At 72.0% G+C, this 22,519-nt stretch carries 22 protein-coding genes; 16 read left to right on the top strand and 6 right to left on the bottom strand.

The window, feature by feature from the left end:
* Nucleotides 1-29 precede the first annotated feature (29 nt).
* The 5 genes from ACFXGA_RS02695 to ACFXGA_RS02675 are packed head-to-tail and all read left to right on the top strand — an operon-like array spanning nucleotide 30 to nucleotide 5,560.
* Nucleotides 30-509: a (2Fe-2S)-binding protein gene (locus tag ACFXGA_RS02695; protein WP_378083714.1), complete on the top strand. Its 480-nt coding sequence runs from the start codon at nucleotides 30-32 to the stop codon at nucleotides 507-509.
* Nucleotides 506-2,965, top strand: a complete 2,460-nt coding sequence (locus tag ACFXGA_RS02690) for a xanthine dehydrogenase family protein molybdopterin-binding subunit (RefSeq protein ID WP_378083711.1) — start codon at nucleotides 506-508, stop codon at nucleotides 2,963-2,965. The genes ACFXGA_RS02695 and ACFXGA_RS02690 overlap by 4 nt, the downstream gene beginning before the upstream one ends.
* Nucleotides 2,962-3,816, top strand: coding sequence for an FAD binding domain-containing protein (locus ACFXGA_RS02685; RefSeq protein WP_378083708.1), 855 nt, complete (start codon nucleotides 2,962-2,964; stop codon nucleotides 3,814-3,816). The genes ACFXGA_RS02690 and ACFXGA_RS02685 overlap by 4 nt, the downstream gene beginning before the upstream one ends.
* Nucleotides 3,813-4,463: an SRPBCC family protein gene (locus ACFXGA_RS02680; RefSeq protein ID WP_378083706.1), complete on the top strand. Its 651-nt coding sequence runs from the start codon at nucleotides 3,813-3,815 to the stop codon at nucleotides 4,461-4,463. The genes ACFXGA_RS02685 and ACFXGA_RS02680 overlap by 4 nt, the downstream gene beginning before the upstream one ends.
* Nucleotides 4,460-5,560: a CapA family protein gene (locus ACFXGA_RS02675; RefSeq protein ID WP_378083814.1), complete on the top strand. Its 1,101-nt coding sequence runs from the start codon at nucleotides 4,460-4,462 to the stop codon at nucleotides 5,558-5,560. Before ACFXGA_RS02680 ends, ACFXGA_RS02675 begins: the two co-directional genes overlap by 4 nt.
* Before the next feature lie 30 nt (nucleotides 5,561-5,590).
* Here the strand turns inward: ACFXGA_RS02675 and ACFXGA_RS02670 are convergent, their stop codons facing one another.
* Nucleotides 5,591-6,835, bottom strand: coding sequence for a hypothetical protein (locus ACFXGA_RS02670; RefSeq protein ID WP_378083704.1), 1,245 nt, complete (start codon nucleotides 6,833-6,835; stop codon nucleotides 5,591-5,593).
* A gap of 361 nt (nucleotides 6,836-7,196) precedes the next feature.
* Between ACFXGA_RS02670 and ACFXGA_RS02665 the strand changes: the two genes are divergently transcribed.
* On the top strand, nucleotides 7,197-7,853 hold the full coding sequence (locus ACFXGA_RS02665; protein ID WP_378083702.1) for a DUF433 domain-containing protein: 657 nt from the start codon (nucleotides 7,197-7,199) through the stop codon (nucleotides 7,851-7,853).
* Nucleotides 7,840-8,229, top strand: a complete 390-nt coding sequence (locus ACFXGA_RS02660) for a hypothetical protein (RefSeq protein WP_378083700.1) — start codon at nucleotides 7,840-7,842, stop codon at nucleotides 8,227-8,229. Before ACFXGA_RS02665 ends, ACFXGA_RS02660 begins: the two co-directional genes overlap by 14 nt.
* 10 nt (nucleotides 8,230-8,239) lie before the next feature.
* Here the strand turns inward: ACFXGA_RS02660 and ACFXGA_RS02655 are convergent, their stop codons facing one another.
* From ACFXGA_RS02655 to ACFXGA_RS02645, 3 genes are read right to left on the bottom strand one after another with little or no spacing between them, the layout of a single operon-like run.
* Nucleotides 8,240-9,181, bottom strand: coding sequence for an o-succinylbenzoate synthase (locus ACFXGA_RS02655; RefSeq protein ID WP_378083698.1), 942 nt, complete (start codon nucleotides 9,179-9,181; stop codon nucleotides 8,240-8,242).
* A 24-nt stretch (nucleotides 9,182-9,205) separates the two neighbouring features.
* Nucleotides 9,206-9,424, bottom strand: coding sequence for a DUF397 domain-containing protein (locus ACFXGA_RS02650; RefSeq protein WP_378083812.1), 219 nt, complete (start codon nucleotides 9,422-9,424; stop codon nucleotides 9,206-9,208).
* A 5-nt stretch (nucleotides 9,425-9,429) separates the two neighbouring features.
* The gene (locus tag ACFXGA_RS02645; RefSeq protein WP_378083697.1) at nucleotides 9,430-10,317 is read right to left on the bottom strand and encodes a helix-turn-helix transcriptional regulator; all 888 of its coding nucleotides are present in this window, start codon (nucleotides 10,315-10,317) and stop codon (nucleotides 9,430-9,432) included.
* 103 nt (nucleotides 10,318-10,420) lie between these two features.
* Here ACFXGA_RS02645 and ACFXGA_RS02640 point away from each other — a divergent pair, with 103 nt between their 5' ends.
* Nucleotides 10,421-10,651, top strand: coding sequence for a hypothetical protein (locus ACFXGA_RS02640; protein WP_378083694.1), 231 nt, complete (start codon nucleotides 10,421-10,423; stop codon nucleotides 10,649-10,651).
* Here the strand turns inward: ACFXGA_RS02640 and ACFXGA_RS02635 are convergent.
* Nucleotides 10,619-12,280 (bottom strand): DNA repair helicase XPB, encoded by a 1,662-nt coding sequence (locus tag ACFXGA_RS02635; RefSeq protein WP_378083692.1) that lies wholly within the window; start codon nucleotides 12,278-12,280, stop codon nucleotides 10,619-10,621. The two genes, ACFXGA_RS02640 and ACFXGA_RS02635, sit on opposite strands and share 33 nt — an antisense overlap.
* Before the next feature lie 214 nt (nucleotides 12,281-12,494).
* Here ACFXGA_RS02635 and ACFXGA_RS02630 point away from each other — a divergent pair, with 214 nt between their 5' ends.
* The 4 genes from ACFXGA_RS02630 (at nucleotide 12,495) to ACFXGA_RS02615 (ending at nucleotide 15,552) form a co-directional block, all read left to right on the top strand.
* A complete protein-coding gene (locus ACFXGA_RS02630; protein WP_378083691.1) occupies nucleotides 12,495-13,115 on the top strand; it encodes a hypothetical protein in 621 nt (206 codons plus the stop codon).
* Nucleotides 13,116-13,197: 82 nt separating this feature from the next.
* Entirely contained in the window at nucleotides 13,198-14,124 is a 927-nt protein-coding gene (locus ACFXGA_RS02625; protein WP_378083689.1) for a hypothetical protein, read from the top strand.
* A 56-nt stretch (nucleotides 14,125-14,180) separates the two neighbouring features.
* Entirely contained in the window at nucleotides 14,181-14,648 is a 468-nt protein-coding gene (locus tag ACFXGA_RS02620; protein WP_378083686.1) for a hypothetical protein, read from the top strand.
* Between the two features lie 64 nt (nucleotides 14,649-14,712).
* Nucleotides 14,713-15,552, top strand: a complete 840-nt coding sequence (locus ACFXGA_RS02615) for a hypothetical protein (RefSeq protein ID WP_378083684.1) — start codon at nucleotides 14,713-14,715, stop codon at nucleotides 15,550-15,552.
* 57 nt (nucleotides 15,553-15,609) lie between these two features.
* Here ACFXGA_RS02615 and ACFXGA_RS02610 read toward each other — a convergent pair whose 3' ends face one another.
* Complete coding sequence (locus tag ACFXGA_RS02610; RefSeq protein ID WP_378083681.1) at nucleotides 15,610-16,527, bottom strand: ABC transporter substrate-binding protein; 918 nt, start codon at nucleotides 16,525-16,527, stop codon at nucleotides 15,610-15,612.
* A 507-nt stretch (nucleotides 16,528-17,034) separates the two neighbouring features.
* Here ACFXGA_RS02610 and ACFXGA_RS02605 point away from each other — a divergent pair.
* The 4 genes from ACFXGA_RS02605 to ACFXGA_RS02590 are packed head-to-tail and all read left to right on the top strand — an operon-like array spanning nucleotide 17,035 to nucleotide 22,128.
* Nucleotides 17,035-20,337: a nitrate- and nitrite sensing domain-containing protein gene (locus ACFXGA_RS02605; RefSeq protein WP_378083680.1), complete on the top strand. Its 3,303-nt coding sequence runs from the start codon at nucleotides 17,035-17,037 to the stop codon at nucleotides 20,335-20,337.
* The gene (locus tag ACFXGA_RS02600) at nucleotides 20,334-20,753 is read left to right on the top strand and encodes a roadblock/LC7 domain-containing protein (protein WP_189221129.1); all 420 of its coding nucleotides are present in this window, start codon (nucleotides 20,334-20,336) and stop codon (nucleotides 20,751-20,753) included. The genes ACFXGA_RS02605 and ACFXGA_RS02600 overlap by 4 nt, the downstream gene beginning before the upstream one ends.
* Before the next feature lie 30 nt (nucleotides 20,754-20,783).
* Complete coding sequence (locus ACFXGA_RS02595; RefSeq protein ID WP_378083677.1) at nucleotides 20,784-21,542, top strand: DUF742 domain-containing protein; 759 nt, start codon at nucleotides 20,784-20,786, stop codon at nucleotides 21,540-21,542.
* Nucleotides 21,523-22,128, top strand: a complete 606-nt coding sequence (locus ACFXGA_RS02590; protein WP_106617122.1) for an ATP/GTP-binding protein — start codon at nucleotides 21,523-21,525, stop codon at nucleotides 22,126-22,128. Before ACFXGA_RS02595 ends, ACFXGA_RS02590 begins: the two co-directional genes overlap by 20 nt.
* The last annotated feature ends 391 nt before the right edge of the window (nucleotides 22,129-22,519 follow it).

Below are 22,519 nucleotides of genomic sequence, written 5' to 3'. Positions count from 1 at the left end.
CCCCCATCACCACCACACTTGGAGGGTTCATGCGGATCACGGTCACCGTCGACGGCGTGGCCTACAGCGACGAGGTGGAACCGCGCACCCTGCTGGTCCACCACCTCCGCGAACGACTCGGCAAGACCGGCACCGTCGTGGGCTGCGACACCAGCAACTGCGGCGCGTGCACGGTGCACCTCGACGGGCGCAGCGTGAAGTCCTGCTCCGTCCTCGCGGTGCAGGCCGACGGCCGCGAGGTCACCACGATCGAAGGACTGGCCCGCGACGGCGAGCTGCACCCCGTCCAGCAGGCGTTCCACGAGAACCACGCGCTCCAGTGCGGGTTCTGCACCCCCGGCATGATCATGCAGGCCATCGACCTGCTCGGGGACAACCCCGACCCCGACGAGGACGAGGTGCGGCACGGCCTGGAGGGCAACCTCTGCCGCTGCACCGGCTACCAGAACATCGTCCGCGCCGTGCGCGACGCCGCCCGGCGGACCACCCTCGCGGGGGGTGCCGAATGACCGCCACCGCCGAACCCGGGGCCGACGCCCGCGAGGTGGGCAGGCCCCGCCGGCGCAAGGAGGACGCCCGGCTCATCACCGGCGCCACCCGCTGGACCGACAACCTCCAGCTCGGCGGCATGCTGCACCTGGCCGTGCTGCGCAGCCCCGTCGCGCACGCCCGGATCGTCTCGATCGACGTGTCCGAGGCCGTGCGGATGCCCGGCGTGCTCGTCGTGCTCACCGGCCAGGACCTGGCCGACGAGCAGGGCAGCCTGCCGTGCGCGTGGCCGATCACCGAGGACATGCTCGCGCCGCCCGCGCCGTCGCTGGCCGTGGACCGGGTCAACTTCGCCGGCGAGGCGGTCGCGGTGGTCGTGGCCCGCACCGCGGCCGAGGCGCACGACGCGCTCGCCGCGATCGACGTCGACTACGAGGACCTGCCGGTCGTGCTGGACATGGTGAAGGCCGTCGAGGACGACGCCGACCTCGTGCACCCCGAACTGGGCACGAACAAGAGCGCGACCTGGGTGTACGACTCGGCCGAGGCGGGCACCGGGTCCGACGTCGACCGGGTCATCGCCGAGGCCGAGGTGGTGGTCGAGCGCACGTTCCGCCAGCAGCGCCTCATCCCGGCGTTCATGGAACCCCGCTCGGTCGTGGTCGACCCGTCGCCCGGCTCGGTGACGCTGTGGTCGTCCACGCAGGTCCCGCACATCCTGCGGTGGATGCTGTCCGCCGTGCTCGGCATCCCCGAGCAGCAGATCCGGGTCATCGCCCCGGACGTCGGCGGCGGCTTCGGCGGCAAGCTCCAGGTCACGCCCGAGGAGGTGCTGACCCTGCTGGTCGCGCGCCGGCTCGGCAAACCGGTCAAGTGGACCGAGACCCGCACCGAGTCGATGCTGTCCGCGCACCACGGCCGCGACCAGGTGCAGCGCATCACGATCGCGGCCCGCCGCGACGGCACCGTCACCGGCCTCAAGGTGGACCTGCTCGCCGACATGGGCGCGTACCTGCGGCTCATCTCGTCGGGCGTGCCGATCCTGGGCGCGTTCATGTTCAACGCCATCTACAAGTTCCAGGCGTACCGGTTCACCTGCACGAACGTGTTCACGAACAAGGTGCCCACCGACGCCTACCGGGGCGCGGGCCGGCCCGAGGCCACGTTCGCCATCGAGCGGATCATGGACGAGCTGGCCGCCGAACTGGGCATGGACCCGCTGGAGCTGCGCGAGAAGAACTGGATCCGGCACGACGAGTTCCCGTTCACCACCGTCGCCGGCCTGACCTACGACTCGGGCCACTACGAGGCCGCCACCGCCCGCGCCAAGGAGCTGTTCGACTACGACGGGATGCGCGCCGAGCAGGCCGCGCGCCGCGCCGCCGGCGACCCGGTGCAGCTCGGCATCGGCATCTCCACCTACACCGAGATGTGCGGGCTCGCCCCGTCCCGCGTGCTCGGCGCGCTGCGCTACGCGGCCGGCGGCTGGGAGCACGCGGCGATCCGCATGCTGCCCACCGGCAAGGTCGAGCTGATCACCGGCACGTCGCCGCACGGCCAGGGCCACGTGACGGCGTGGAGCCAGATCGTCGCCGACCGGCTCGGCGTGCCCTTCGAGGACGTCGAGGTCCTGCACGGCGACACCCGCGTCGCGCACCGCGGCATGGACAGCTACGGCTCCCGGTCCCTGGCCGTCGGCGGCGTGGCGGTGGTGCTGGCCGCCGACAAGGTGCTGGCCAAGGCCCGCACGATCGCCGCGCACCTCATGGAGGTCGGCGAGGACGACGTCGAGTTCGCCGACGGCGCGTTCTCCGTGCGCGGCACGTCCACGACCATGGCGCTGGCGGACGTGGTGGTCGCCGCGCACGTCGCGCACGACCTGCCCGACGGGGTGGAACCCGGCCTGGACGCCGAGGCCACGTTCGACCCGGACAACTTCTCCTACCCGCACGGCACGCACCTGTGCGCGGTCGAGGTCGACACCGCGACCGGCGCGGTGAAGATCCGCTCGTACGTGTGCGTGGACGACGTCGGCAAGGTGGTCAACCCGCTGATCGTCGAGGGCCAGGTGCACGGCGGCCTGGCGCAGGGCATCGCGCAGGCCCTCTTCGAGGAGGCGGTGCACGACGAGAGCGGCACGCTCACCACCGCCACGTTCGCCGACTACCTGCTGCCGTCCGCGGCGGACCTGCCCCACTTCACCACCGACCGCACCGAGACGCCCGCCACCAGCAACCCGCTCGGCGTGAAGGGCGTCGGCGAGGCGGGCACGATCGCCTCCACGCCCGCCGTGGTCAACGCGGTCGTGGACGCCGTGCGGCACCTGGGCGTGACCGACGTCGAGATGCCGTGCACCCCGATGCGGGTGTGGAAGGCGATCCACCGCGGCGCCACCGCGGACGTGCCCGCCACGCCCGGCGCGGGCGGCGGCCTCGGTTCGCTCGACTCCACCGACGCCAGGGGAGGTGCCCGGTGATCCCGGCCCCGTTCGACTACGTCGCGCCCACCTCGGTGGCCGAGGCCGTGCGCGCCCTGGCCGAGGCCGGCGAGGACGCCAAGGTGCTCGCCGGCGGCCAGAGCCTCATCCCGGTGCTGCGGATGCGGCTGGCCGCGCCCACCGCCGTGATCGACCTGTCCGGGCTGACCGAACTCGTCGGCGTGCACGACGAGGGCGACTCGCTGCGCATCGGCGCGATGACCACGCACCACGAGGTGCAGCGCGACCCGCTGGTGCGCGAGCACGCCCGGCTGCTGCGCCTGGCCACCGACACCGTGGCCGACCCGCAGGTGCGGCACCGCGGCACGTTCGGCGGGTCGCTCGCCCACGCCGACCCGGCCGGCGACCTGCTCGCGCCCGCGCTGGCGCTGGACGCGGTGATGGTGTGCGCCGGTCCGGACGGCACGCGCGAGGTGCCGGCGGCCGAGTTCTTCGTCGACTACTTCACCACCGCGCTCGCCCCCGACGAACTGCTCACCCACGTCAAGGTGCCCAAGCTCAGCGGCTGGGGCGCGCACTACGAGAAGTTCAACCGGGTCGCCCAGGCCTGGTCGATCGTGGCCGTGGCCGCCGCCGTGCGCGTGGTCGACGGCCGGATCGCCGCCGCCCGGGTCGGCCTGACCAACATGGGACCCACCCCGGTGCGGGCCCGCGCCGTGGAGGAGGCGCTGGTCGGGCAGCCCGCGACGGCCGAGGCGATCACCTCCGCCGCCACCCGCGCCGCCGAGGGGACCGACCCGCCCAGCGACGGCAACGCCGACGCCGAGTACCGGTCGCACCTCGCCCGCGTGCTCACCGAACGGGCGGTGACCGCCGCGGTGAGCGCATGAAGCTCGAACACCGGTTCACCGTGCCCGCGCCCGTGCCGGACGTGTGGGAGGCGCTGCTCGACCCGGAGAAGGTGGCCCCGTGCATGCCGGGGGCCACCCTCACCGGCGTCGACGGGCGGAAGTTCACCGGCACCGTGAAGGTGAAGCTCGGGCCGGTCACGCTGCTCTACAAGGGGACCGGCGAGTTCACGTCGGTCGACGAACGCGTGCGCGCGGCCGTGCTCAAGGCGTCCGGCAAGGACACCAGGGGCAACGGCACCGCGTCCGCGACCGTGTCCGTGGCGCTGACCTCGGCCGGCGCGGGCACGGACGTGTCCGTGGTCACCGACCTCAACGTCACCGGTCGGCCCGCCCAGCTCGGCCGGGGTCTGATCAGCGAGGTCAGCGGCCGGATCATCGCCGAGTTCGCCGAATGCCTGGCGACGCGGCTCGCGCCGGCGGAAGCTGAGGAGGTGACTCCCACCCGGACCGCCGCCCAGACCACCACCCGGACCGCCGGCACGCCGCACCTGCGCGCCGTGCCGGACCAGCCGATCGACCTGGTCGGCACCGCCGGCGTGCCCGTGCTCAAGCGGGTGCTGCCGGTCGCGGCCGCGCTGCTGGCCGTGGCGCTGCTCGTGCGCAGGCTCCGCGGGCGGCACCGCTGAACGCCCGCGGCGGGCGGCCGGTCCTCGGGCTGGCCGCCTGCCTGTGCCTGCTGGCCGCGTGCACGGGCTCGCCGGTGGTGATCACGTCCGCGCGCCAGCCGACCGCCACGACCACGTCGGCCGAGCCGGAGCCCCCGTCGTTCACCCTCGCCGCGGGCGGCGACATCCTGATCCACCCCGCCCTGACCGAGCAGGCCGACGCCGACGGCGCGCGCAACTTCGTGCCGCTGCTGGAAGGGCTCCGGGACGCCGTCGACGCCGACGTGTCGATCTGCCACCTGGAGACGCCGCTGTCCGCGCCCGGCGCGCCCACCTACGGCTACCCGGCGTTCAGCGCGCCGCCCGAGGTGGCGTCGGCGCTGAAGGACATCGGCTACGACAGCTGCTCCACCGCCTCCAACCACACCCTCGACCGCGGCGCGCCCGCGATCAGGACCACGCTGGACGCGATGGACGCCGCCGGGCTGAAGCACACCGGCTCGTTCCGCACGCCCGAGGAGTCCGCCACACCGCTGCTGCTCGACGTGAAGGGCGTGAAGGTCGGGCACATCGCGTTCACCTACGGGTTCAACGGCATCCCGCTGCCCCAGCCGTGGATGGCGAACCAGCTCTCGGTCGACGGCGTGCTGGCGGCGGCGCGGGCGGCGAAGGAGGCCGGCGCGGAGGTCGTCGTCGCCAGCCTGCACTGGGGCAACGAGTACCAGCACGAGGCGACGCCGGAGCAGCGCGAGATGGCCAGGGCGCTGCTCGCCGACCCGGCCGTGGACCTGATCATCGGCACGCACGTGCACGCCGTGCAGCCGATCGAGCAGATCGGCGGCAAGTGGGTCGTCTACGGCATGGGCAACGAGGTGGCCCGCCACTCCGAGCCGCGCGGCATCACCGAGGAGGGCATCGTCACCCGCTTCACGTTCGTGAAGGGACCGTCCGGCTGGACCGCCCGAGAGGCGTCGTACATCCCGACGCTGGTCGAGTTCGGCCCGCCGATCCGCGTCGTGGACCTGACCCGGGTGCCCGCCAACCCGCGCCGCACCGAAGCCCTCGACCGCACCGACGGCGTCGTGCGCAGCCTCGGCGCGCCCATCGCCCACCCCTGACGCCGGGTCCGGGGTGGGCGGCGGCTCCCGTCAGGTCGTCAGCTCCGTGCTGTTGTGGCGCACCAGCCGCACCCACGTCCGGATGAACGAGCGCGGGACCCCGACGTTGTCCCCGCGCACCGCCTCCAGGGTCTGCCGGTTCTCGTCCAGGCTGTTGGACCGCTCGCGGTTGGACAGGCCGGCGGGCGTTTCGAGGAGCGTTTCGCTGCCGGGCAGGTTCGGGTCCTGCGAGTTGGCGATGGCGTACCCACCGGTGATGCGCCAGGTCTTCCGGCCCCGGGTCTCCACGTCCTGGTCGAACCGCGCCTTGCCGCCGTTGCCCTGGTACACCGCGGCCCACGCGTTCTTGGCGGACTCCAGGTCGCGGACCGGCTGCTTGTTCCGCGTCGCCCACTCGTGCAGGAGGGTCTCCGGGTCGTCGGCGAAGGACCTGGCCAGCTCGGCGCCCAGCACCGTGATCTCCAACTTCCGGTCGACGTACCCGAAGTCGCCGGCGAAGGTCCGGACCAGCACCGGGTAGGCGCGTTGCGCGTCCTCGACGGTGAACGGGACCCGCCGCCTCGGGGCCGGGGTCGAGTGCCAGACCAGGTCGTCCACCCACGAGACGTAGGTGTACTCCTTCCCGGTGACCCCGCCGCTCACCGGACCGGTGTCCTTGCCGCGCAGCGCCTCACGGGCGACGGCCAGGTCCTTCAGGTAGCCGGCGGGGACGTTGCGCTGCTGCCACTGCGCCCGCTTCGCGCTCGGCTCCTCCAGGTCGGCGAACCACTCGGTCGCCTCCATCGGCCTTGTGTTGGCGAAGATCAGGTTCGCGAAGACGTTGATGCCGGCGCTGTCCTTGTGGAACGCCGGGCGCTCGTTCGACCCGGTCCGGTCCGGGTAGTAGTTCGCCTCCACGGCGACGACGTACTGGTTGTCCGTGAACCAGTCCTGGTTGCGCAGGTAGTCCCACTGCCCGTTGCGCACCATGAACGTTTCGAGGAACCCGATGACGGCTTCCGAGAGCCCGTCGGTTTGCCGGGCGTAGTCGCTCTCCTTGAACCACATGGGCTTGTTGTGCGTGTAGTAGGCCGTGCAGAGGTCCGCGGTGGTGTCTGCCAACGTCTTGCGGTCGGTCGTGGCGACGAACCCCTCGAAGGACTTCCGTAAGAACTCGGCCAGCCCGGCCCAGACCTGCACTTCCTCCGGGGTGAGGATCTTGGACAGGTTCCCGGTGTCCATGAGCAGCGAGTGCAACGTCCTCGCGGTGGACCCGTGCGCGGCGTCTACGGACATGGCGGTGCCTCCGTGGCGGTGGGGGGATTTCGGCGGCCCAGCGTACGTCCGGACCCGCTCCTTCCCCCGTGCCTGCCCGCAAGTCTGCCCCCGTGGACAGGCCGGAGCCGTCACCGCACGTCGCGCACGCGCTCCAGGCGGGCCAGCCGGCGGGCGGTGGTGGTGGGGTCGGCGGCGGTACGCGCGATGTGCGAGCGTGATCGCATCGTCGGCCCCACCGTGTTCCCGGACCCGACCTTCGTGCCGCAGTCGGACGAACCGCCGGGACGCGACCACCCCTCCGGGCGGCGAGTTCCCGGGGCACGCCCCGCCGGGGCGGTCGTAGGATCGGACCCCTGGAAGCCGGCGAGGGGGTGATGTGGTGCTCGACAGGTTCCGCGACCCGGTGCTGACCGCGAAGGAGACCGCCCGGCACCTCCTCATCCCGCAGCGGACGCTGAACCACTGGTTGGCCGAGGAGGCAGGCGGCGCACCCCTGGTGCACCGGGTGCCGCCGGAGCGCCGCGGTTGGCCGACGGTGCCGTTCGTGGCCGTGGTCGAGGCGTACGTCCTGCGGTCGCTTCGCGATCTCGGCCTCACGAAGCGGAAGATCAGGGACGCGGCGGCCGCGGTGCGACGGGAGTTCGGCACCGCCTACGGACTGGCCACGAAGAAGATCGTCACGGACGGTGTCGACATCTTCCTCGACTACGCCGACGGCGACCTGGCCCGGGTCGGGGACCAGCAGCGTCCGATCAGAGAGGTGCTCGACGGTTACCTCCGGTACATCTCGTGGGACGCGGACGACGAGTTCGCCTCCTCGTTGAGGTTGCGGCAGTACCCGGACAACGCACCGGTGGTCATCGACCCGAGGTTCGGGCACGGCGCACCGGTCACCCAGGAGAACCGGGTGCCGGTCGACGCGATCGTCGAGATGTGGTTGGCGGGTGATTCGCTGAAGGACGTCGCGTACGAGTACGACCTGGCCCCGGAGCAGGTCGAGGCGATCTGTCGGGCCGCGCAGCGTGTCGCCGCTTGAGTTCTTCCTCGACCGCGGCCTGGGACGCGGTGTGGCGGAGGGCCTGCGCGCGGCCGGTTGGCTGGTGCACCGCATCGCCGATCACTTCCCCGACGACGCCCAATGCGTCGCGGACGAGGACTGGCTCGCGTACGGGCTCGAACGAGGCTGGATCCCGTTGTGCAAGGACGGCCGGATCAAAGGGCGGCAGCACGAGCGCGCGCCCCTGGTGGCGCACTCCGCCGTTCTCTTCTACTTGAACAACCAGCAGCTCCGCCGTGAGGAGATGATCGTTCGCCTCCAACGCGCCCGGTCGGCTGTCGACCACGCGGTCGGAAGGGGCGGACCGGCCATCTACGCGGTCGGGGAGTCCGGGATCCGGCGTACCTGGCCTTGAGCCGCACCGGTCACCGGTCCAGCACCGCCCGGACGCGCTCCAGGCGGGCCAGCCAGCGGGCGGTGGTGGTGGGGTCGGCGGCGAAGTCGGCGAAGCGGTCCGGTTTCGGGGCGTGCGCGGGCACGGGGAGGTGGCCGTCCACCGGCAGCAGGGAGTCGGTGGTCACGTCGCCGTCCATCAGCGACAGCGTGGCCAGCCCGCACGCGAAGTCCAGCTCCGGCAGCGCGGCGGCCAGCGCCAGCCCGGCCGCCATGCCGACCGAGGTCTCCACCGCCGACGACACCACGCACGGCAGCCCGCACGCCTCCGCCACGGCCAACGCCCGCCGCACCCCGCCCAGCGGCGCGACCTTGATCACCGCCACGTCCGCCGCGCCCGCCACCGCCACCTTCAACGGGTCCTCCGCCCGCCGGATCGACTCGTCCGCCGCGATCCGCACGTCCACCCGCCGCCGCACCGCCGCCAGCTCCTCGATCGACGGGCACGGCTGCTCGACGTACTCCAGCCCACCCGCCGCGCGGTCCAGCTCGCGGATCGCCGCGACCGCCGTGTCGACGTCCCAGGCCATGTTCGCGTCGACCCGGATCGCGCCGGACGGACCGAGCGCGTCCCGCACCGCCTCGACGCGGGCCAGGTCGTCGGCGAGCGGCGTGCCGGGATCGGCGACCTTCACCTTGGCCGTGGCGCAGCCGGAGCGGGCGACGATGTCGTGCGCGCGTTCCGGGGAGACGACGGGAACCGTGCAGTTGACCGGGATCCGCGACCGGACCGGCGCGGGCCACCCGTGCTCGGCGGCCTCCAGCGCGCACGCCAGCCACGGGGCGCACTCGTCGTCGGAGTAGTCGAGGAACGGGCAGAACTCACCCCACCCGGCAGGCCCTTCCAGCAGCACGCCCTCGCGCACCGTGATGCCGCGGAACCGGTTGCGCATCGGGATCGAGTAGACGAGCACCGGGGAAGCTTAGGGCGGCCCTGCTCAGCGAGCCGCGAGGAACGCCGCGAACGCCCGCCGGCTGAACGTCAACACCGGGCTTCCGTCGCCCAGCTTCGAGTCCCGCACCCCGACCAGGCCAGGAGAGGATCCGACCTCGACGCAGCCGTTCGCGGATTGACTGTAGGACGACTTGCGCCAGCCGACCTCGACGCAGCCGTTCGCCGACTCGCTGTAGGACGACTTACGCCACTGGAGCTTCATCGCGGTCACAAATCCTTCATAGCTTCCTTGACCCACCTGGGGAAGTCTTCCGGCTTGTCCGCGCGCATCTGCAAGCGGGTCAGCGCATCCCGGTAGGCGAGCACCTGGGCCGGCTCCTCGTAGTAGACGCCCCGGACGCGACCTTCGACGTAGACGCATCCGGGGTCGTGCGCCAACTCGTTCGGGAACGTCAGCACGATGAACCCGCCGTCCACCCCGGTGTGCGCTCCGGCTGAGGCGGGCAGGACCTGCATCTCGATGTTCGGGTGCTCGCGCAGTTCCAGCAGGCGTTCCAACTGGGCCCGCAGGATGGCGCGGCTGCCCACTTCGAGCCGGAGCGCCGCCTCCGAGATCACCGCCCAGACCTGCGGCGCGTCCTCCTGGTGCAGCACCTCCGCCTGCCGGGCCATGCGCAGTTCGACCCGCTTCTCGACCTCCGTCGCACGGAACTCGGGTCGTCCGCCCCGGATGATGGCGCGGGCGTAGTCGGGGGTCTGGAACAGGCCGGGCACGACGATGGCGTCCCAGCTCTCGATCTTCACCGCCGACGACTCCAGGCCGAGGAACAGCTTGAAGTACTCGGGCACCGTGGACTCGTCGAACCCGATCCACCAGTCGCGGCCCTTCTTGGCACGCGTCCGCAGCTCCAGGAAGAACTCCGACCGCTCCGGCACGCCGTACAGCTCCAGCAGCCGCTCCAGCTCCAACGGCTTGGGCAGCGACCGCGCCGTCTCGATGTGCCCGATGTTCTGCACGCTGCCCTTGATGGACTTCGCCGCCTCGTCCCGGCTGATGCCGGCGTCCTCGCGGAGCTTGCGCAGTTCGAAGGCGACCCAGCGCTTGAGCACGGTCGGGCTGGTGGAGGACGCGACCACGGTGAACCTTTCACTCACTTGAGCGATCCCGTTCAGAGTGCACTCGCTTGTAGTGTGCTCCAAACTGGCATCCAGATCCTGGAAAGATACTCCAGCCGCCGTCGCGGGAAGGGGATTCAGCGTGTTCACGAACGGTGGAATCGCGGTCGACTCGTGGGTCCGGGTCGAGGAGCAGTGCTCGATCGAGTCCGAGGTGGTCGGCGACGAGGTGCAGTTCACCTTCAGCGGCCGGCGCGGCGGCGAGCTGAGCATGGTCGTCACCGAGGCCGGCCTGGAGAAGGTGGTCGAGCACTTCCGGCGAGCGCTCGACCGGATCCGGTCAGCCGAGGTCGGGGAGCCGGGGGCCGAGTAGGTCGTCGGCGTCCACGATCCGGTACGCGTAGCCCTGCTCCGCGAGAAACCGCTGGCGGTGGGCGGCGTAGTCGGTGTCCAGCGTGTCCCGCGACACGACCGAGTAGAAGTGCGCCTGCCGCCCGTCGCCCTTGGGCCGCAGCAACCGGCCGAGCCGCTGTGCCTCCTCCTGCCGCGACCCGAACGTGCCCGACACCTGCACGGCCACCGACGCCTCGGGCAGGTCGATGGAGAAGTTCGCCACCTTCGACACCACCAGCGTCCGCAGCTCGCCGCGCCGGAACCGGTCGAACAGGGCCTCGCGCTCCTTATTCTTGGTCGAGCCCTGGATGACCGGCGCGTCCAGCGCCTCGCCCAGCGACTCCAGCTGGTCCAGGTACGCGCCGATGACCAGCGTCGGCTCGTCCGGGTGCCGGTCGAGGATGGCCTTGACCACCGGCAGCTTCGTCCGCGCCGTGGAGCACAGCTTGTAGCGCTCCTCCGGCTCGGCCGTGGCGTACTCCAGCCGCTCGTTGTCGGTCAGCGTCACCCGGACCTCGGTGCACTCGGCGGGCGCGATCCAGCCCTGCGCCTCGATGTCCCGCCACGGCACGTCGTACCGCTTGGGGCCGATCAGCGAGAACACGTCGCCCTCCTGGCCGTCCTCGCGCACCAGCGTCGCGGTCAGCCCCAGCCGTCGCCGCGACTGGAGGTCGGCGGTCATCCGGAACACCGGCGCGGGCAGCAGGTGCACCTCGTCGTAGACGATCAGGCCCCAGTCCCGCGAGTCGAACAGCTCCAGGTGCTTGTACTCGCCCTTCGACTTGCGGGTGATCACCTGGTAGGTCGCGATGGTGACCGGCCGGATCTCCTTGCGCTCGCCGGAGTACTCGCCGATCTCGTCCTCGGTCAACGACGTCCGCGCCACCAGCTCGCGCTTCCACTGCCGACCGGCCACGGTGTTCGTGACCAGGATCAACGTGGTGGCCCCCGCCTCGGCCATCGCCGCCGCGCCGACCAGCGTCTTGCCCGCGCCGCACGGCAGCACGACCACGCCCGAGCCGCCCGCCCAGAACGCCTGCGCCGCCAGCCGCTGGTAGTCGCGCAGCTGCCAGCCGTCCTCGACCAGGTCGATCGGGTGCGCCTCGCCGTCCACGTACCCGGCCAGGTCCTCCGCCGGCCAGCCGATCTTGAGCAGCAGCTGCTTGAGCCGGCCGCGTTCGCTGGGGTGCACCACGACGGTGTCCTCGTCGACCCGCGCGCCGAGCATCGGCTTGACCTTCTTGTGCCGGAGCACCTCCTCCAGCACCGCGCGGTCCAGCGAGTTCAGCACCAGGCCGTGCGCCGGGTGGTTGGCGAGCTGGAGCCGGCCGAACCGGCCCATCGTGTCGACCACGTCCACCAGCAGCGGCTGCGGCACGGGGTAGCGGGAGTAGCGGACGAGCGCGTCGACCACCTGCTCGGCGTCGTGGCCCGCGGCCCGGGCGTTCCACAGCGCCAGCGGCGTGATGCGGTAGGTGTGGACGTGCTCGGGGGCGCGTTCCAGCTCGGCGAACGGCGCGATGGCGGTGCGCGCGTCGTCCGACAGCGGGTGCTCGACCTCCAGGAGCAGGGTCTTGTCCGACTGGACGATCAGAGGGCCGTCGGTCACTGGTGCGCGCTCCTGTCGCTTGGTGTCCTTCAAGTGTGCATACCGCGTGCAAGTCGGTAGCGGACGGTACGCGGGGGTCAACCCAACGCTTACGGACTCGGTTCGGTAAAGCCGGGTACGGCCGTGTGGCGCAGCGGATAGCGTCCCTGCGCCCCGCCACGCGACCCTACGCGCGGATGCATCAGGGGCTTCCCCGATGAAGAAGGTCCACCTCATGAGCACGGACATGCCCGCGTCCGCCCCGCAGTACCAGAACGGCCCGCAGTACCAGGGCGCTCCCGCCCCGCAGTACCAGAACGCGCCGCAGCCCGGTCAGATTCCGCCCGCGCCGAAGAAGAAGGGCATCCTCGCGCGCATCCTGACCGCGGTGATCGGCCTGGTCGTGGCGGGTGTCGTGGTCTACGGCATCAACTACTTCACCAGCGACGCGGCCCAGTCCAAGGCGGGCGACTGCGCCAGCCTCACCGGCACCAACAGCAACCCCGACTTCAAGACCGTGGACTGCGGCGCGGCCGAGGCGAACTACACCATCGGCAAGGTGCTCAAGCTCAACGAGTCGTGCGGTGAGAACTACGACGAGTACACCGAGACGGCCCGCCGCGGCCCCGACACCAAGGTCTGCCTGGTGCCGAACCTGGTCGAGGGCAGCTGCTACGACGTCGAGGACACCACGCAGATGGGCTACCCGGCCGTCGACTGCGGCAAGCCCGGCGTCTACAAGCTGACCAAGCTGGTCAAGGGCAGCGCGGACGAGAGCGCCTGCACCGACGCCGTGCCGCTGCTGTTCCCGGAGCCGAAGACGACGTTCTGCTTCGCGCCCGCCGAGAACGCCTGACGCGTCGTTCCCTGATCCGCTCGCGGGTGCGCGTGGCGCTACCTTTTGGACACCACGCGCACCCGTCCAGCGAGGATTGATCATGAGCAACGAGCCGAGTCGACCCGCCGACGACGTGCCGACCGGGGGCGACCCCTCCGCCCGGCCCGACGTGCCGCCCGCCGATGCCGAGCGCATCGCCGCCGCCGAGGAGGCCGCCGCGTCGGCGCCGGAGCGGCGGCTCTCCAGCCCGGCGTCGTCCGGGCTCGCCTCCGGCTCCCCGGACGCCGGCCCCGACCTGACGCCCGAGCCGGGCGCCGGCGCGCGGGAACGCCCGGTGCCGGGCAACGAACCGACCACGCCCGCCGGCCCGACCGCCGTGCCGGGCGCACGCCCCGTCCCCGCCTCCGACCCGGTCGCCGCACCGGGCCCGGTCCAGGACGAGTCGCCCGCCGGATCGGCCTCCGCCGACGCCGACCCCGTCGCCGGCCGGCAGCCCTCCGGCGCGTCGGCGGACGGTGGCGGGGACCGGCCGGGCGCCGGCGGCACCGGGCGGAAGGTGCTCATCGCGGTGCTGGTCCTGCTCCTGATCGGCATCGCGGCCTACGGCGTGTACCGCCTGACCGGCGACTCCCGCGCCGAGGTCGGCGACTGCGTCAGCGTCACCTCCGAGGGTGACGACCGTGCCAAGGTCGAGTCCCACGACTGCGCCTCCGACGAGGCGTCCTTCCAGGTCGGCAAGCTCCTCGACGCGGCCGACGCCGCCTGCCCGGAGGAAGGGCTCTACACCGAGATCGTCCCGGTCGGCGACAACCACAAGCTCTGCCTCCTGCCCAACATGACCGAGGGCGGCTGCTACAAGCCCGACGAGGGCACCGGCTTCGTCAAGACCCCGTGCACCGGCCCGGAGACCATCAAGGTGACCAAGGTCGTCAAGGGCTCCACCGACCTGGAGGCGTGCCCGGACGGCGCGGGCATGTCCTACCCCGAGCCGGCCGTCACGTACTGCCTCGAACCGGCCGAGATGTGACCCCTGCCGGGTGACAGCGCTCAACCCGGCGCGCGGCCGTGCCGATGTCCTGGACCATGCGGAAGATCAGGTTGGTGGTCGGCGCGGTCGCGCTCGTGGTGGCGGGCGCGTTCGCGGTCACGCTGATCGGCGGCGGCCCCGACGGTCCCGAGCCGGGCGTGTGCGCGCACCTCGAACGGGCCGACGAGGGCGCTGCCTACCGGGCGCTCGACTGCGCCTCCGAGCAGGCCAACGTGCGCGTGGCCAAGGTGGTGGACGACGCCTCGCAGTGCCCGCGCGGCGGCGCGCCGTACACGGTCTTCACCCGCTCGGCCACGCTGTGCCTGATCCCCAACTTCGTGGAGGGCTCCTGCTACCTGGGCGACCGCACGGCCGGGATGCGCAAGGTCGACTGCACCACGGCCCAGGCCGTCCGGGTGGCGGGCGTGGCCCGCGAGCCCGTCGAGTGCGCGAAGGGGCAGAAGCTGACCTACCCCGAGCCGCCCGTCACGTTCTGCCTGGTCCCCGCCACCGACATGGGCTGAAACCGGTGCGCCCGCGCCGTGCCCGGGGGTAGGTTCCGCTCGCCGGAATCGAGAGGAACACCAGGTGACCACGCCCCCCAACCAGCCGACCCCAGGCCAGCCCACCCCCGACGGGCCGCAGGGGTTCCCGCCACCCCAGCAGCCGGGCTGGGGTTCGCCGTCGTCGCCGCAGGGCTTCCCGGCCCCCGGCCAACCGTACCCCGGCCAGCCGTACCCGCCGGGTCAGTACCAGCCCATGCCCGGCTACCAGGGCCAACCGCCGCAGTACGCCCAGCCCCAGTACCCGCAGCCCCAGTACCCGCAGCCGGGCCAGTACGGCGCACCGGGCCAGTACGCCGCGCCGGGCCAGCCCGGTCAGCCCGGTTACCCGCAGCAGTTCCCGCCGCCCGCCAAGGGCACGTCCCGCGGCGCGAAGGCCCTGGTCGCCGTGGTCGCGCTGGGCATCGTGGGCGTGGTCGTCGCGGGCATCATCGCCAACGTCACCGGCCCCGCGGGCGCGGAGGCGGGCGACTGCATCAAGGTGATCTCGGCCAGCGTCACGGACGCCGACGTGGAGAAGATCGACTGCTCCTCCGGCGAGGCCGCGTTCAAGGTGGCCGCCAACCTGGACAGCAGCACCGACTCCTGCCCGGACGGCGACTACGCCGAGTACACCGACAGCGGCGGACGGCGCAGCAACGGCTTCAAGCTGTGCCTGATGCTCAACGCCGCCGAGGGCGACTGCTTCAAGCAGGAGGGCTCGATTGTGGCCGCCAAAACGACCAAGGTCGCCTGCGATTCGGGCGCGACCTACAAGGTGGGCAAGGTCGTCACCGGCCGCGCGGACGAGAACGAGTGCGAGAGCGGCGACACCGTGTCCGTTTACTCACAGCCCGCTACGACGATCTGCCTGACCGAAGCCTGAATCGAAAATAGGGGGCCTTCCCGCAATGGGAAGGCCCCCTAACGCGATGACGGTGCGTCAGTTGGTGGTTCCGGGCGGCAACAACCCGCCCACGTCCAACCGCTCCGGCAACACCTCTTCGGTGTCCATCATGTCCGCGACGCGCTGGAGCCGGATCGGGTTGAGCGACAGCGGGAACGTGCCCACCGACACCAGCGCCGCGGTCCGCTGGTCCACGTCCATGTAGCCGGTCAGCGCGTTCTGCACGGACAGCTTGTCGTTGGACGCCGCCTCCTGCGCGTCCCGCAGGACCTGCCGGAACAGCGCCAGCGTGCGCGGGTTGTCGTCGGCGAACTTCTTGCTCGACGCGTACCCGGACATGGGGAAGTCCTTGGTCGGGCCGACCGCGGTGTCGGTGAGGATGCGCGCGCCGGAGCCGCTCTGCGCCTGCGTGATGTACGGCTCGGTCATCCACGCCGCGTCGACCTGCTTGGCCTCCATGGCCGTGACCATCTGCTCGAACGGCATCTCGACCGGCCTGATCCGCTGCTTCTCCACGCCGGCCGTCTTGAGCACGGCCTTCGTGGTCAGCGCGCCGACGTCGCCGGTCGAGGGCACCGCGATCCGCGGGCTGGCCAGCTTGCCGGGGCTGTCGTAGTTCTCGTCGAGCGTGACCAGCGCCATCGTGTTCGCGCCCGCCTGGTACGCCTCGCCCTGGAGCTGGAGCTGGGTGCCCTCGGCGTAGGCGCGGAACAGCGTGACGTGCGTCGCCCAGGTCAGGTCGAGCGTGGTGCCGAGCTGCTTGACGCCCTCTTCCTCGCTGTTCAGCGGCACGAGCTGCACCTGCAGGCCCGCCTTCTCGAACACCTTGTTGTTGAAGGCGAGGCGCAGCGGCGCCACGTCCACCACCGGGAGCACGCCGATGCGCAGCGTGGTGCGTTCCACGTCGGGGCGGCTGTTCCCGTCGGTGCCGGGCAGCAGTCCGCACGCCGTCAAGGTCGCGGCACAGGCGAACAACGCTGCCGCACGTCGCAGAACACGCGCTGGGGTAGGCATGGCACCTCTCGCCGGGATGACCTCGAGAGCGGGGTCTTTTTGATCAACGAATATTTCGACGCACTTGTCGATGCCGGGATGGTAACCACCCAGAGGTATGAAACGACAGTCCTGCTCCGATACGGTGAGTGCTTCCGGAGTCTTCCCCGGGACCGGGGGCGGGCACTACGCTCCCCGCCTGGTGGCACAGGTCGTCGCTGACTGTCGTGCCCCGGCGGCGGAGGGTGGGGTGACTAGCCGGCACCACGGCTCCTGTGCTGCAATTCGGCCCGATTTCGAGTCCATGCTTCGGTCCGTGGGGGAGAGGCCGGGGAACACTGCTGCCGGAAGAGGAAGCCCAGGGTGGCCCGTCGAGAGAGAGGTCCCAGCCAGACAGGCGTGGGGATTCCACCGCGCTCCGAAAGGCCCGGAACGGGTGACGGACTGGCTGCGCTGAGTGATGGAACTGTGACCGAGTCAACGGGTACCCGGACCCCTCCGGCAGGGTCGACCGCGGCCGCGCGGCAGAACAAGACCCGCACGGCCGCCTGGCGGCTGCGCAACTGGCGGCTGCCCACCAAGCTCACCGCCGTCCTGCTGATCCCCACCGTCGCCGCGATCGCCCTCGGCGGCCTGCGGGTCAACTCCGACCTCGCCGCCGCGAGCGAGCTGAACCGCCTGGCGAACCAGATCCAGCTCGAGTCGGCGGTCGCCGACCTGGTGCAGCAGCTCCAGCGCGAACGGGACCTGAGCGCGAGCCACGTCGCGTCCGGCCGCCAGCTCGACCGCGTGGTGCTCGACCGCCAGCTCCGGCGCGTCGAGGACACCGTGCAGGCGCTCAACGGCAAGATCGCCGACCTCAGCGCCGACCTCGACGACGACGTGGTCACCCGGTTCCGCCGGGCGTCCAGCCAGCTCGACCGGCTCAACAGCCTGCGCAACGCGGTCCGCGAGACGAAGTACCCGTCCGACGCGGTCCTGCGCACCTACTCCGAGTCCGTCGAGAGCCTCCTCGACCTCGGCGAGCAGGCCATCGCGGGCATCAACCAGCCCGAGCTGGTGCGGCTGCACCTGGCCACCAACGCGATCGCGCGCATCAAGGAGCAGGAGTCGCGCAAGCGCGGCATCATGCTCGACGTCTTCCAGCGCGGCGGGTTCGGCCCCGGCCAGGAACGGCAGCTCCTCGCCGCCAACGCCGAGCTGGACGCCGCCCGCAACGACTTCCGCAAGTCCGCGACCCCCGACCAGGCCAAGATCTACGACGACATGGTCACCGGCCTCATCGTCGACACCGCGAACGACATGCAGGAGACGGCGCTCAACCTGGCCGCGGCCGGCGCGCCCATGACGTCGCTGCGCCCGGAGAAGTGGGACATCGCCTCCACGCTGACCGTGAACCTCACCCGGGACGTGGAGAACCTGCTGCTGGAGCAGCTGCAGAACCGCACCGACGAGCTGACCGGCGAGGCCCGCGGCGCGGCGTTCCGCGACTCCGGCATCGTGCTGGGCGCGCTGCTGCTGGCCATCGTCATGGCGCTGTTCGTGGCCCGCTCGATCCTCAACCCGCTGCGCACGCTGCGCCGCACCGCGCTGGAGGTCGCCGACCACGGCCTGCCCGAGGCGGTCGGCCGGATCCTCGCCGACCCGAACCCGCAGGAAGCGGCGAAGACGGCCATCGACCCGGTGCCGATCACCACCCGCGAAGAGGTCGGCCAGGTGGCGCGGGCGTTCGACGCGGTGCACGGCGAGGCGGTGCGGCTGGCCGCCGAGCAGGCCCTGCTGCGCGACAACGTCAACTCGATGTTCGTCAACCTGTCCCGCCGCTCGCAGGCCCTGGTCGAGCGCCAGCTCAACCTGATCGACCGGCTGGAGCAGGACGAGCAGGACCCCGACCAGCTCGCCAGCCTGTTCGAGCTGGACCACCTCGCCACCCGCATGCGGCGCAACAGCGAGAACCTGCTGGTCCTCTCGGGCACGGACCTGTCCCGCCGGCTCACCCGCCCGGTCCCGGCGGCCGAGGTGCTCGGCGCCGCGGTGTCCGAGGTGGAGCAGTACGCCCGGGTGCAGGTCGGCCAGACCCCGGAGCTGACCGTCCAGGGCCGCGCGGTCAACGACCTCGTGCACCTGATCGCGGAGCTGCTGGACAACGCGACCGCGTTCTCCGACCCGGTGACCAAGGTCACCGTGCGCACCGCCCGCACCCGCAAGGGCGAGCTGGCGATCGAGATCCAGGACCGCGGCGTCGGCATGGGCGAGCAGGAGCTGGCCGACGCCAACCGGCGGCTCGCCGACCCGCCCGACGTGGACGTCGCCGTGTCCCGCCGCATGGGCCTGTACGTGGTCGCGCGACTGGCCAAGCGGCACGACATCAAGGTGCGGCTGCGGTCCAACGAGGACATCGAGGGCGGCACCACCGCGCTCGTGCTGGTGCCCGACACGCTGGTCTCGTCGTCCGGCACGACGGGCGCCGAGCAGGCGTCCGCGTTCGCGGGCGACTCCGCGTTCGGCAGCGACCCCGGCTTCGGCGACTCGGGCTTCGGGTCGACCGCGCAGCGCGCGTCCGGCATCGCCGGCGCGTTCGGCACCGGCACGATGTCCCGCCTGGACGAGGACACGAGCTTCCCGAGCCTGTCCCGCATCGACGGCGAGCCCGCGTTCCCGGTGAGCTTCGTGCAGGGCGAGGGCGAGCAGGACCCGGCCCGCGTGCCCGGTTTCGGCGACGCCACGCCGCTGCCCGCGGTCCCCGCGGAGACCCCGGCCGAGGTGTCGCAGCCGTGGCTGGGCCAGGAGCGCGACCCGGACCGCGAGCCGGAGGGCTCGTTCGGCGAGCCGACGCTCTTCACCGCCTACGAGGACCGCGACGAGCAGGACTCCGACTACGAGCACGGCTTCCAGACGACGCAGTTCGCGCCCGTGGACAGCGGATTCCTGGCCGAGCCGGAGCCGGAGCACCGGCCGGAGCCCGAGCCGGAACCGCACCGCAACGGCTCCGCGCCGCGGGCCGCCGCCCGCCCGGCCGAGGCCGACCTCGACGCCCCGACCGAGCGGCTGCCGATCTACGAGGCGGTGCTCTCCCAGTGGTTCCAGGCCGTGGGCAGCGAGACGTCCGCGGCGGCCGCGCAGGCGGTGCCGCCGGCGCCCGAGCCCGAGCGGTCCGCGCCCGTCGCCGAGTCCGGTCTGCCGACCCGCACGCCGCGGGCCGTGCCGCCGGTCGCGCCCACCACGTCCGAGGACGCGCTGCCGCAGCGGGGCCTGCCGGCCGCCGGTCGTAGCAACGGCCTGCCCCAGCGGGGCGAGTCGGAGTCCGACCGGACCGAGGGCACTAGTCTGACCGAGGGCGGGCTGCCCAAGCGGCAGCCCGGTTCGCCCGCCAACCTGCCCAAGCGCGCCGCGGAGGTGACCCGCGTGACCGAGCCCGAACCGGTCGCCGAACCCGAGCCGGCCGCACCCGCCGCGTCGGTGTGGCAGTCGCCCGCCGACGAGGGGTGGCAGGCCGCGCAGGCGTTGCTGAACAAGGCACCCGAGACCACGACACAAGCGGGGTTGCCCAAGCGGGTGCCCAAGGCTCAGCTTGTGCCGGGATCCGCCGCGCCGTCGCCGACCTCGGCGGCGGAGCGGCAACCGCAGCGGCCCCCGCTGCCCCCACGGTCCGCTGACGCGATCCGTGGACGCATGTCGAGTCTTCAGCAGGGCGTCCGTCGTGGGCGGCACGCTTTGATCGACGCTTACGCTGGTGACATGTCGAGCCGGCAAGACGAGGAGCAGGAGTGACGACCGCAGCTCAGCCAGGCAGCTTTGGTTGGCTTATCACCGACTTCGTGCGCCGGGTTCCCGGTGTGGCACATTCCGTGGTCGTGTCGGCGGACGGGCTACTGCTCGCCGGCTCGCAGGGCCTGCCCCGCGACCGCGCCGAGCAGCTTTCCGCCGTGGCATCCGGTCTCGTCAGCCTCACGGCGGGCGCGGCCAGGTGCTTCGAGGCGGGCGCGGTCAACCAGACCGTGGTCGAGATGGAACGGGGCTACCTGTTCCTGATGTCGATCAGCGACGGTTCGTGCCTCGCCGTGCTCGCGGCGCCGAACTGCGACATCGGCCTCGTGGCGTACGAGATGACGCTCCTGGTCGAGCGCGTGGGCCAGCAGCTCACCCCGGAGCTGCGCGCGCAGCTCCAGGGCGTGGTTCGGCGGTAGATCCTCATGAGATCGTGGGGGTGAAGGTAAATGGCTGAACGATCTGGCGCCGGCGGTCGCCGCTTCGGTAGGAACTTCAACTACCAGGAGTGGGCGGTCGGGGGCTTCCAATTCGCTGAGCCGGATGCCGACCCCGCACAGGACGAGGAAGCCGAGGACGCACCCAACTCGTGGCCGCGCCGCCGTGCGGAACAGGCGCCGGGCACACGGGTCGAAGGCACAGGGCAGGGGCAAGGCGATATGTCTCAGCGTGAGGTTGACGACTCGTCGTACGACTACGACGACGTTCCCAACCGGTTCGACATCGACGGGTACGGCAGCGGCCTGTTCGGAGGTCCGGGCGCCGATCTCTTCGGTGCCCACGGCCTGCCCGACAGCGTGCCGGAACAAGTGCCCTACACGACCGGTCCCCAGCCGGTCGTGCGGCGCGAGGAGAACCCGGCGGCCGAGTCCGGGTCGCTGGTACGCCCGTACACCCGGACCGGTGGCCGCACCCGGCCCGACTACGACCTCGCGATCGAAGCGCTGGTGTCGACCAGCGAACGCGGGCTCGAACGCGACGCGGCGGTGCTCCCCGAGCACCGGTCGATCTGCGGGTTGTGCACCGACACCAGGTCGGTGGCCGAGGTCGCCGCCCACCTCCGGCTCCCGCTCGGCGTGGTGCGGGTGTTGATCGGCGACATGGCGAGCATGGGTTTGGTTTTGATTCACCAGGGCGGCCTGGTCGTGGGGGACCGGCCGTCCATTGAATTCCTTGAGAGGGTGCTCAGTGGGCTTCGCAGGCTCTAGCCCCAACGCGGCCGAAGGCGCCAAGAAGCCGACGACCTCCGCGAAGATCGTGGTGGCCGGTGGCTTCGGCGTGGGCAAGACTACGTTCGTCGGTTCCGTGTCGGAGATCGTTCCGCTGACCACCGAAGCGGTGATGACCGAGGCCAGCGCCGGGGTCGACGACCTCTCGGCCACGCCGAACAAGGTCACCACGACGGTGGCCATGGACTTCGGCCGGGTGTCGCTGGACCAGGACCTGATCCTGTACCTCTTCGGCACACCGGGCCAGCACCGGTTCTGGTTCATGTGGGACGACCTGGTGCGCGGCGCCATCGGCGCGATCGTGCTCGTGGACACCCGGCGGCTGGCCGACGCGTTCGCCTCGATCGACTTCTTCGACGACCGGCAACTGCCGTACGTGGTCGGGGTCAACTGCTTCGACGGCCTGCTGCACCACCGCATCGAGGACGTGCGCGAGGCGCTGACGATCGACCAGTCCGTGCCGATCGTGACGTGCGACGCGCGCAACCGGCAGTCGACCAAGCAGACGCTGATCACGCTGGTGGAGCACGCCATGCGCCAGTGGATGTCGGTCCGCGCGGGCTGACGGGGCTCCCGGTCGACCGGCGCGCACCGGTCCGACGGCGGTCGTGACGGAGGGCGGTCTCCCCGGCGGAGGCCGCCCTCCGCCGTGCCCGGCCGGCGGTGGCCGGGTCGGGCGCGCCGCCCGGTGGAAGTCGAGGACGTGCTCCCGCGTCCGGGCGCGCGCTTCCGCCCGGCACCGCTCCACGTCCCGGCCCGCCGCCTCGTCGCGCCGCGCCTTGTCCGCCTTGACGTCCCGCCACGGACGTGCCATCCGTCGGTGCTCCCTCGATCCGGCGTCGTGTCCGGCCGCTCCCGCCGGGGGGTGGCGGGGGGGGGGGGGTGGGTGCCCGCCGACCCGCTCGCCGCGCGCGCGGGGGTGACCCCGCGCCCGGGCGCCGCCGCGGCGCGCGGCG

The sequence above is a fragment of the Actinosynnema sp. NPDC059335 genome, from assembly GCF_042752395.1.
Lineage (GTDB): Bacteria > Actinomycetota > Actinomycetes > Mycobacteriales > Pseudonocardiaceae > Actinosynnema.
This window is presented reverse-complemented; position numbering and strand designations above follow the sequence as displayed.